This window comes from Curtobacterium sp. SL109, from assembly GCF_026672405.1.
GTDB lineage: Bacteria > Actinomycetota > Actinomycetes > Actinomycetales > Microbacteriaceae > Curtobacterium.
In genome coordinates this window covers 873150-883473 of the sequence record NZ_JAPPRB010000002.1, presented here as the reverse complement: position 1 = coordinate 883473, position 10324 = coordinate 873150, and the positions used below count along the sequence as shown (strand labels likewise).

At 69.6% G+C, this 10324-nt stretch carries 9 protein-coding genes; all 9 read right to left on the bottom strand.

From position 1 onward, the window contains the following. Positions 1 to 4 precede the first annotated feature (4 nt). Positions 5 to 1135: a lantibiotic dehydratase C-terminal domain-containing protein gene (locus tag OVA28_RS05700; RefSeq protein WP_268096116.1), complete on the bottom strand. Its 1131-nt coding sequence runs from the start codon at positions 1133 to 1135 to the stop codon at positions 5 to 7. Next, the gene (locus tag OVA28_RS05695; RefSeq protein ID WP_268096115.1) at positions 1132 to 3435 is read right to left on the bottom strand and encodes a lantibiotic dehydratase; all 2304 of its coding nucleotides are present in this window, start codon (positions 3433 to 3435) and stop codon (positions 1132 to 1134) included. Before OVA28_RS05695 ends, OVA28_RS05700 begins: the two co-directional genes overlap by 4 nt. Before the next feature lie 214 nt (positions 3436 to 3649). Continuing rightward, complete coding sequence (locus tag OVA28_RS05690) at positions 3650 to 4435, bottom strand: ABC transporter permease (RefSeq protein ID WP_228504447.1); 786 nt, start codon at positions 4433 to 4435, stop codon at positions 3650 to 3652. 50 nt (positions 4436 to 4485) lie between these two features. Beyond that, positions 4486 to 5391, bottom strand: a complete 906-nt coding sequence (locus tag OVA28_RS05685; RefSeq protein ID WP_194659853.1) for an ABC transporter ATP-binding protein — start codon at positions 5389 to 5391, stop codon at positions 4486 to 4488. An 83-nt stretch (positions 5392 to 5474) separates the two neighbouring features. Beyond that, complete coding sequence (locus OVA28_RS19195) at positions 5475 to 5651, bottom strand: thiazolylpeptide-type bacteriocin (protein WP_194659852.1); 177 nt, start codon at positions 5649 to 5651, stop codon at positions 5475 to 5477. A 171-nt stretch (positions 5652 to 5822) separates the two neighbouring features. Then, positions 5823 to 6758, bottom strand: a complete 936-nt coding sequence (locus OVA28_RS05680) for a Ppx/GppA phosphatase family protein (RefSeq protein ID WP_194659851.1) — start codon at positions 6756 to 6758, stop codon at positions 5823 to 5825. 62 nt (positions 6759 to 6820) lie between these two features. Continuing rightward, the gene (locus tag OVA28_RS05675; RefSeq protein WP_268096113.1) at positions 6821 to 7681 is read right to left on the bottom strand and encodes a ribokinase; all 861 of its coding nucleotides are present in this window, start codon (positions 7679 to 7681) and stop codon (positions 6821 to 6823) included. Further along, entirely contained in the window at positions 7678 to 9126 is a 1449-nt protein-coding gene (gene uriT, locus OVA28_RS05670; RefSeq protein ID WP_268096111.1) for a uridine transporter UriT, read from the bottom strand. Before uriT ends, OVA28_RS05675 begins: the two co-directional genes overlap by 4 nt. A 6-nt stretch (positions 9127 to 9132) precedes the next feature. Further along, entirely contained in the window at positions 9133 to 10122 is a 990-nt protein-coding gene (uriH, locus tag OVA28_RS05665; protein ID WP_268098157.1) for a uridine-preferring nucleoside hydrolase UriH, read from the bottom strand. Positions 10123 to 10324: the final 202 nt, after the last annotated feature.

The window sequence follows — 10324 nt, the reverse complement described above, 5'->3', positions numbered from 1 at the left end:
GTCGTCAGCCCTTCCACGGCAACGTCGGCGCCGCATCCGCCAGGCGTTCTTGCCTGTCGATGGCCCGATCGATCGTTCCCTGCCACGTCTCACCGACCACGATCTGCGCCGCCTCCGTCAGGTAGAAGGCGAGCGTGTACCGCTGCGCCGGCGTCACGCCCATGAGCGGCAAGAGGTCGAAGAAGCAGTTGATCAGGTAGCGGTACGCGGCGAAGTCCGTGCCGTTGCCGAGCTTCGTGAAGTCGAGTCGTCGGAACTGCTCGTGGAAGTCGCTGTAGGTGCGCTCGTCCGAACCGGACCAGCGGCGCCCTGTGTCGTCGTCAATCGACACTGCGCGGTCGTGCCGTTCCGGCAGCGGGTACGGGAGGACCTGCTCGCGGGCGGCCAGTCGATGCGCTTCCTCGCTCGCGGCTGCTTGCCACTCCGCCCAGAACGCGCTGTCCCCGCCGGTCGGTGACACGCCGCTGTAGACCTCCTGCAGGCGTCGCACGAGGTCCTCCTGCTGTCGCTGGAACGACGCGCGCAAGACCGACTCAGCACGGCCGGACGGGTCCGACCAGTGAAGCTGCTCCTTCCAGTGCGACAGGAAGGCCTGGTACCCGGAGACGAGACCCCACTTCGGGTACGACGTCGCGAGGATGCACATCGACGTGTAGACCGAGTCAGCGTTCTGTTCGGCGGGCCGCTTCGTCATGTGCACGAAGCGCGGGTCGCGCATCGCACGCGCCAGGACCCTCCCCTTCGCCTCGAACAACGCTTCGTCACGGATGAAGGTGTCGAGCCGCCGGTCCACGACTTCGACGTGGTTGTCCGGTCGGAGCGGCGCATGCGGCCCCGGAACAAGCTCGAGGCGTCCGAGGTCCCGGGAGCGTTCGACGTATGCCGCCTCATCGAAGTCCACGCTGGACGGCGTCTCGGCCAACCACGCCGACACGTGCGCGACCAAGCGGGCCCGCGCTTCGTCCACCGCTGACTGGCCGCCGCTGATGTTGACGAGGATGTGCGGACCGAAGAGCCAGTGCACCTGCAACCAGACCTCGACGTCGCGGAGCTGCGGCAGGAAGGCGAGGATCCCATCGCTGATCAATTGTGAGGGTTCGGCACGGTGGTCGACCCGGATGGTGGTGGTCGTCATGGTCGGTCCCCGGTGATCGTGGCTTCGAAGAAGGTCTCAGATGCGGCAGTGCCCACTGTCGGCTCGGGGAGGAGTTCCTCCGCCATCACCATCGGCCCGAGGTCCCCCAGGCGGCGGCGGATCGTCGAAGTGTGGAGCCTGCTGAGGAAGTCGTGGTGCTGCGGCTTGGGGCTCATGACTCGCTCCATCGGTGTGGCGTATCCGCCACGCAGGGCACGGAAGAACACCTGTGACGGCATCTGCGCAGCTCGCCGGTCGGTGTCGAGACGTCGGAAGTGCTGCGCGGATGACTCGTCAACTCGCTTGAGCAGCGTCCTCGGTTCGATTGCCCACCGGCGACGGAACAGGACCAAGCCCTCGTGCACGATCCGAGGAGCTCGAGCGGCCGGTCCGCGGCGGTGCAGGTCCATGCTGACGTCCCCGAACCCGTAGAAGGGCGCCTCGGCGAGCATCGCGAGCAGCATCTCGGTCGCCGGAAGCGCGTGCGGCACCAGGAACCCGGTGTAGACCATCTCGACCGCGCGGCCCGTAGCCCGTTCGACGACCGCGAGGCCCGTGGGTCCGTGCACGATGGCGAGGTCTTCGATCCGTCGGGTGTCGGTGCCGTGGGGGACGTCGTCGTCGAGGACGAGTTCGGCCTCCGTGAGCAACGGTGAGAGGTTGGCGTTGAACCCGAGGGTGGGGCGCAGCTGCAAGCTGAGCGCTCCGCCGGTCTGGGAGCGGAGGTGACTCCGGAGCGCCTCCGTGTGCTCGGGGTCGAGCTGGCGCAGGTACCGGCTGAAGTACCGCAGTCGTCCGCCATAGAGGTGGTTGACGACGAAGCGGTTCCCGGCGACCTGCCCGAACACGGCCACGGTGCGGCGTCGGGCGATCTCGGCGTCCGGGAGGGTGCTCGTCAACGCGTCGAGGACCGCCTGATCGACGGAGACCTCTACCGCATCGACTCGCGACAGCTCGTTCAGGTGCCGAGCTGCCATCGCTCTCGCGTTGAGCAGCCCAAGGACAGCTGTCGAGGGCGCGCCGTCGGTGTCACCAGCCAGGAGCTGTTGCGCGAGCGGGAACGCGCCGGCGGTCTTCGCGGCGAAGCGCCTGATGTCGGTGCAGACGCCGCCCTCGCCGTACTCGGCTACGAACGTGGCCTCGAGCGCCGTCGACAACAGGCGCTGATCGTCGAGTGCGGTGAGCAACGGTGAGAGGCCGCGGATGGGATCGCGCCATCCGTCCGGGGACGGGACGGACGCGGAAGTCGTGACGTAAGAGTCCTCGACGATCGGCGCCGTGACAGCGGCGCCGACCGCGGTGGACCAGGCGCGTTCCAGGATCTCGAGGCGCGCTGTTCGTTCCGCACCCCCGAGCTTGCCGAACCCCATGGTCAGCTGGTGCGTCAACCGCAGGGCAGCCACTAGGTCCTGCGCGCCGACGCCTGGCCATGCGCGAAGCGCATCGAGCAAGGAGCCCTCGAAGTCCGGGTCCTGTTCCGAGACCGGATCGACAGGGTAGAGGAGCCCTCTGGAGGCGAGCTGCGCGAGGCCTGCGTGCACGGTCTCGAAGTGATGCGGGGCATCACTGCTGGTCCGCGCAGCGAGGTCACGCAGGGACCCCGGCGGGGTCGCCAGGAGCACAGCGACGGTCGACCGCCAGGCCTCCGGCACGGGCCACGAGACGTCGACCTCCCGGAACGCGTCGAGGCGAGCACCCGGAGCAAGTGCGACCCAGCTGCGACGGCGAAACGTCAAGGTGCCACCCTCCAGTTCCGCACCGGGGGGTGTGGTCCAGACGACGTGATCGATGTTGACCGGGTCGGATGTCGCTCTCCGTACCGCGTGCCGTGTGAGCAGTCGCTTCACCGCCACGGCACTCCGGATTCCATGGTCGTCGTCGGAGGGCAGGTCTCCGAGCACACGGACGTCGACCGCTGTGTAGCGCGAGAAGGGACTCACGCGCAGCGTCGATCGTGAGAAGTACTGCACCAATGCCGGTTCGGACTTGCGCCCCCGCTTGTCCGGGCTGCCCCCACGAGCGCTGCCACGCAGGGCGTGTAGGAGCACGGTGCTGGTCATCGCAACGCTCTGCTGGACGCGCTCGTCCTGGGCCCAGGCCGAGAGAACCGCGCGTTCGGACGCCAGGTCGCGCTCCTCGAGCTCGTCGACGGCGCCCCCCGCCTCTGCCATGCGCTGCGTGTTCCGCGACCACGCGGACGTCAGCGGAGCCGCGTCGAACAGCTCCGGCCCCATCGGCGGGATCGTCGTCGCAGCATTGTGGACCGCACGCTTCGCCGCGAGTGCCTGCCGTCGACTCACCCCGTCCAGCAGCGGGATGAGTCGGTTCGAGTTCGCGGATCGTCGCTTCGCGCAGTGCCTCGCGCTGAGCGGATCGTTCGTGGATCTCAGCCAGACGACGGTCGAGTTCCACGCCCCCCTCGTGCCGGAGCACTCGGTACCGGTAGGTGTTCTCGCGCACCATCCATCGCGGTGTGAGATCGACCCGCACCGCCTGTCTCCCTGTGAACATGGCTTACTCGGCTGACTTCCTGCGAGTGAAGCCCCGAGGCTCGCGCTCGGATGCCCACCGGAAAAAAGCCCCGGACAGGACGATCCCGATGACGGCCCAGCCGAGCAGGATCAGCACTTGTCGACCGTCCCAGACGAACGCGCCCTCCGAGAAGACCGCAGCGAAGAGCTGGAAGAGCGGTGCGCCGGGGAGGTAGGGGACGATGGCGTCGACGAAGGCACCGAGCGGCACCGTGATGAACGCGCCCGACAGGAACGCGAGCGGGAAGAAGATCCCGTTGACGATCGGGACTGCCGCGTCGGCGTTCGGCGGGAGCAGCGAGAGCGCCACACCGATGGGCGACAGGGCGATGAAGCCGAGCACTGCCGTCACGAGGAGCGGCACGACGCGGTCGGGGTCCATAGTGACTCGAAGACCGAGGAACCCGATTGCGGAGACCACCGCGAGCACGATGACCAGGGTGACGAAGATGTTCACGAGGAACGCACCCATGACGACCCACGGCGGTACCGGTGTCGTCCGGAACCGACGGAACAGTCCGTGTTCGCGGCGGATCGCCAAGCCGATCGCGACGTTCGCGAAGGTCACCGACATCGACGCGAACGTGAGCACGCCCGCGTAACTGAGATCGGCCTGTCGGATCTCCGCACCGTTCACGGAACGGATGCTGTCCGCAGCGCTCAGGAATGCGACTCCGAACACGACGTAGAACATGACGGGCATGAGCACGATGAACGCGAGAGAAATGACCGACATCCAGAAGTCGACGAATTCTGATCGTGTGTGCAAGAGGAAACTCTTGGCAAAGTCGTGTCGCCGTCCAGCGGTTGATGCGATCGTCACGCGGAGACCTCCGGTTCACCGACGAGCTTGACGTACGCATCGTCGAGGGTGGGTGCGGCGATGGTCAGCTCACCGAGGTTGTGTCCCGTCGAGGCCTCCCACGATCGCAGCTGTTCGAGGAGTTCGCTGTGGGACGGAGTGGAGTACCGGAGACGCTTGCCGACTCGGACGGCTCCGGCTGGGAGCAGCTCGCGTTCGCCTGCGGGGAGATCGAACTCGACCCGTCCAGGAGCGGCTGACCGCTTCACGATGTCCCGTGGGCTGCCGCTCGCGGCGAAGCGGCCGTCACGGAGGATGTGGACGGCGTCGGCCAGCTGCTGGACCTCGTCGAGGTCGTGGGACGTGAGCACCACGGTCACCCCGGCCCGGTTCGCGTCGGCAACGAGCTCGCGGATCGAGTGTCGTGAGATCGGGTCGAGGCCGGTCGACGGTTCGTCGAGGAACAGGATCCGCGGGCGACCGACGAACGCCAACGCAAGGTCGAGACGACGACGCATCCCGCCAGACAGAGACCGGACCGGCTTCCGCGCAAACTCATCGAGGCCGAACCGGCTCACTGATTCTGCGAGCGGCACGGGGTCCGAGTAGTAGCTGGCCTGCCGGAGGAGCAGGTCGCGCGGCGTCAGCGCGGGCTCGAGGAGCGTCTGCTGCATGACGACGCCGATGACCGTCCTGAGCCGTCGGAAGTCCACGACGTGTCCGGGGTCGTACCCGAAGACTGACAGCGATCCGGAGTCGCGCCCCCGGTGCCCTTCGAGGATCTCGACAAGCGTGGTCTTGCCTGCGCCGTTCGGTCCGAGGAAAGCGGCGACGCTGCCGTCTTCCACGACGACGTCGAGTGCCCTGAGCACCTCGACCCCACGGTAGCTCTTGGTCAGCCCATCGGCTGTGATGGCGGCCATTGATCGGTCCCGTCTGGTTGCTGGATCGTCGGTGATCTGATCGATGCGGGGCCGTCACGTAGATGACAGCCCCGCATGCCGGATCAGCCGCAGGACCCCGATGAGCAGCACGAGCTGCTCCCACAGCAGGATGTCGACGTGCAGCTACTGCTCCCACTCGTCGCCCCGGTCTCGGGTACGGCGACCGCTTCGCGGACGGACAAGACCTCAAGACCGCTGAAGTCGAGATCCGGCAGTTCGATGATTGACGTTTGCGTCATGATGATTTCCCTCAGCCACGGAACAGGTCAGTCCAGTTCTTGACCGTAAACATATTACCGTTCGTACTTCACGTCAACCGGAGCCGAGGCGCCAGCGAATTGCGTCAGCCCCTCGTCAGGACGAGGCGACTCCGGAGCGGTGAAAGCGTCCGGGTACGATGCCGAGCCGCGTCAGACCAACACCGACAGCTGGTCGAGCCGCTCGAGGATGACGCCCTCGCGGAGCGCCCACGGGCAGATCTCCAGCGCGGGCAGGTCGAAGATGTCCAGGCACGCCTCGGCGACGAGCGCTCCCGGCACGACCTGGTGTGCACGGCTCGCCGAGACCCCGGGCAGCGCCGCGAGCTCGGTGACGGACATCTGCAGCAGCGACGGCAGCGTCGCCCGCAGGACGTCGCCGTCCAGCGAGCGTGCGACGAGCGGCCCGGCGGCCGACGGCGCCGCCCCGCAGATGCGGGCGATCGAGCGGAACGTCTTGGAGGTCGCCACGGCCCGGTCCGGTACCCCCGATCGGAGGAGTTTGCCGGCGTCCCGGGCGATCTCGACGCGGATGTCGTGCCGGAGGCGGCGGACGTCGTCCTCGGTCGGCGTCCCGTCGGCGAAGAACGACCGCGCCAGCCGCGCGGCGCCGATCGGCATCGACCACGCGACGTCCGGCGCCTCGTCCGCCCCGCCGGCGATCTCGAGCGACCCACCGCCGATGTCGAACACGGCCAGCCGTCCGGCGGACCAGCCGAACCAGCGCCGCACGGCCAGGAACGTCAGCCGGGCCTCGTCCGACCCGGAGAGCACGGCGAGCTCGACCCCGGTCCGGTCCTGCACGTGCGCCAGGACCGCCTCGGAGTTCACCGCGTCACGCACGGCCGAGGTGGCGAACCCGAGCATGTCCTCGCAGCCGCGGTCCTCCGCGACCCGGACCGACTCCGCGACGAACCCGGTGAGGGCGTCGATGCCGGCCTGCGTCACCGCGCCCCGCTCGTCGAGGTGCTCGGCGAGTCGGAGCGCCTGCTTGAAGGAGGACGCCGGCAGCGGCGCGGCGCCGCCGTGGGCGTCGACCACCAGCAGGTGACCGGTGTTGGACCCGATGTCGAGGACTCCCACGCGCATGCCGCAACGCTAGCGGCCGCAGCGAGGTCGCTGAGACCGCCGGGACCTCCTGGAGGCTCGTCCTACGCCCGCAGGAACGCCTCGAGCTGCGTCGTGGTCGGGTAGGACGCCTGTGCCCCCGCCCCGGTCGCAGCGTAGGCCCCGACACCGGCGGCGAACCGTGCGGCCTCGAGGAGCGTGTCACCTGCAGCGAGTCGGAGCGCCACGGCCCCCATGAACGCGTCACCGCACCCCGTGGTGTCGACAGCCTCGACGGGCACCGCGGGGACCTCGACGGGCGCGGCGTCGCCGTCGTGGACGACCGAGCCGTCGCCACCGCGGGTCACGATCGACCGGGCGACGCCGTGGTCACCGAGTGCGGCGGCCTCGTGCTCGTTGACGAGGAGCACGTCGGTCAGGTCGAGCAGCTCGCGCGGGACGTCGCCGAACGGGGACAGGTTCGTCAGGACCGTGACGCCGGCCTCGTGTGCGGCGCGGGCGGCGGCGAGCACCACGTCGATCGACACCTCGAGGCACAGGCCGAGGACGGCGGCGTCGCGGAAGGCCTCGGCGGGCAGGTCGTCCGGCGTCAGGGTGGCGTTCGCGCCGCCGGAGATCACGATGGTGTTCTCGCCGTGGGCGTCGACGGTGATGACGGCGGTGCCGGTCGCCGTCCCCTGCCGGACGGCGACGTGCGTCGTGTCCGCACCGGCGGCCGCGACGGAGTCGCGGAGCAGCGCACCGTTCCCGTCGTCGCCGACCGCACCGATCATGCGCACCGTGCCCCCGAGCCTCCCGGCGGCGACGGCTTGGTTGGCGGACTTGCCCCCCGGCAGGATCGCGAGGTCGGATCCGTGCAGGGTCTCACCGGGCTTCGGGAAGCGGTCCGTCCGCACGACCAGGTCCGCGTTCAACGACCCGACGATCACGATGGTCTCGGTCATCGGACGCTCTCCTTCTGCTGGACGATGGCGGGGGTCTCGGCATCCTCCGGTCGGGGGATGAGGAACGAGATCGCCAGGGCGGCGGTCGTGATGACGGCTCCGAGCAGCATCCCACCGGAGTAGCCGGCCGTGCCCGAGGACCCGCCGACCCCGAGCGCGATCTGCAGCGCCGGCAGCACGGCGAAGCTGACGCCCGCACCGAGGTTGAACGCGCCGGCGTTCAGACCAGGCAGGAACCCGGGGTTCGACTCCGGGGAGAGCACGATGCCCAGGCCGTTCAGGATGATGTTGGCGATGCCGGCGTACGTGATGCCGATGAGCACGGTGGTGGCGATGAGGACCGGCAGCGAGTGCACGCCGACGAGGGCCATCAGGACGGTGGCGACGATGCTGCCGACGAGCCCCACCCGCAGCACCGCGCGGTAGCCGAGCGTCGGGGCGAGCCGACCCGCGAACGGTCCGACGATCCAGCCGACCAACGCGTACGGCGTGAGGAACACCAGGGAGGCGAGGTCGGCCTCCATCCCGAAGCCGGCGTCGCCGTTCTGGGCGAGCGACGTGACCAGACCGTTCACGACCGCGAAGACACCGGTCATCGTGAGGAACGTCGTGGCGAGGAGCGCCCACGTGCCCCGGCGCTTGAGGAACCGCGTCTCGACGAGGGGCTCGCGGACGCGGGACTCGACCGCCCAGAACACGGCGAAGGCCGCGAGGGCGACGACGATCCCGCCGACCACGAGCACCGGGTTCGCGGCGCCGAGCTTGCCGGCCTCGTTGAACGCCGTCAGCAGTGCACCCACCGAGATGACGAGCGGGACGACGCCGACCCAGTCCATCCGGGTGCCCGCGGACGGGCGCGACTCGACACCCCAGACGGTGACGAGCGTCAGGGCGACGACCGTGACGACCGCGATCACCCAGAAGATGCCCCGGAAGCCGAAGTTCGTCGCGATCCAGCCGCCGGCCAGGGCGTCGATCCCGGCGATGCCGCCGTTCACCGCGGTGAGCAGGCCGAGGGCGGCGCCGTAGCGCTTCGGGTCGGTGATCTCGTTGCGCAGGACGAGCAGGCAGATCGGCACGACCGGGCCCGTGACGCCCTGGATGATGCGGCCGGCGAAGAGCATCGGCACGTTCACCGCGAGGGCCGCGACCACGCTGCCGACGAGCATCACCGCGAGCATGCCGACGAGCACGCGCTTCCGGCCGACGATGTCCGACAGGCGGGGCAGGAACAGGGAGAACAGCGCGGCGAGCGTGAAGTACAGGGTCTGCGAGAGCCCGATCGTCGCGTCGTCCGTCTTGAGCTCGCGAGCCATCGTGACCAGCGCGGGGCTGAGCATGCTGGCGTTGAGCTGGAATGCGATGCAGGCGGCGAGGAGTGCCGCGGTCAGCGCGCCGATGGACTTCTTCGACGTGTTCGACTTCGTCGTCGAGGGGGTGCTCATGGTGGGTCAGATCTCCGTGGTCGTGATGGTGGGTCGGGTCGTGCTCGGCTGCGTGGTCAGGCCGGCCTCGACGGCGTCGGCGGCGGCGCGGGGCGTCCAGCCGGTGTCGGGCGTCTCGCCGATGCGCTCGAGGGCGTCCACGACGAGGTCCCAGAACCGGCCGTGGTCGAGCTCGAGCGCGGCGCTCGTGCGGCAGTCCTCCGGCGCGGGCGCGCGGAAGTCGGCGACGGTCATGCCGAGGGTCAGCGTGCCCTGGGTCTCGATGCGGATCGGGACCTTCACCGCGCGGACGATCGTCGGGTCGATCACGTACGCGACGGCGCAGGGGTCGTGGACGGGCGGGGCGTCGAAGCCCTGCGCGTCGCGGTAGGTCTGGCCGAAGAAGTCGAGGAGCTCCCCGACGAAGGCGGCGGGGCCGGTGCCGACGGCGGCGATCCGCGCGGCGACCTCGGGGGTGGCGAGGGCCTGGTGCGTCAGGTCGAGCCCGACCATGACGACGTCCCAGCCGGCGTCGAAGACGATCGACGCGGCCTCGGGGTCGATGACGATGTTGAACTCGGCGACCGGGCTCCAGTTGCCCACGTGCACGCCGCCGCCCATCAGGACGACCCGCTTCACGCGGTCGACGATGCGGGGCTCCTTGCGTGCCGCGAGCGCGATGTTCGTCAGGCCGCCGGTCGGCACGAGGGTCACGGTGCCGGGCTCGTGCGCCATCACGGTGTCGATGATCAGGTCCACCGCGTGCCGGTCGTCGAGCTCGAACGACGGCTCGGGCAGGACCGGTCCGTCGAGGCCGCTCTCGCCGTGGATCGCCGGGGCGACCTCGATCGGGCGGAGGATCGGACGCGCGGCACCCGCGGCGAACGGCACGCCGGTGATCCCCGCGATGCGGGCCACGGCCAGGGCGTTCCGCGTCACCTTCGGCAGCGTCTGGTTGCCGACGACGGTGGTGACGGCGAGGAGCTCGATGTCGGGGTTGCCGTGGGCGAGCAGCATCGCGACGGCGTCGTCGTGACCGGGGTCGCAGTCGAGGATGATCTTCTCGGGCTGGCGGGGGGCGTCGGTCACGGTGGTGCTCCACTTCGTCGGGGATACGGGCGTTCGGCCCGGGTGCGGTCCGGGCGGGCCCGAGTGCGGTCCGGGCGAGGGCCCGGGTGCGGTCCGGGCGAGGGCCCGGTTGTTGGTCAGGGCCTGACGC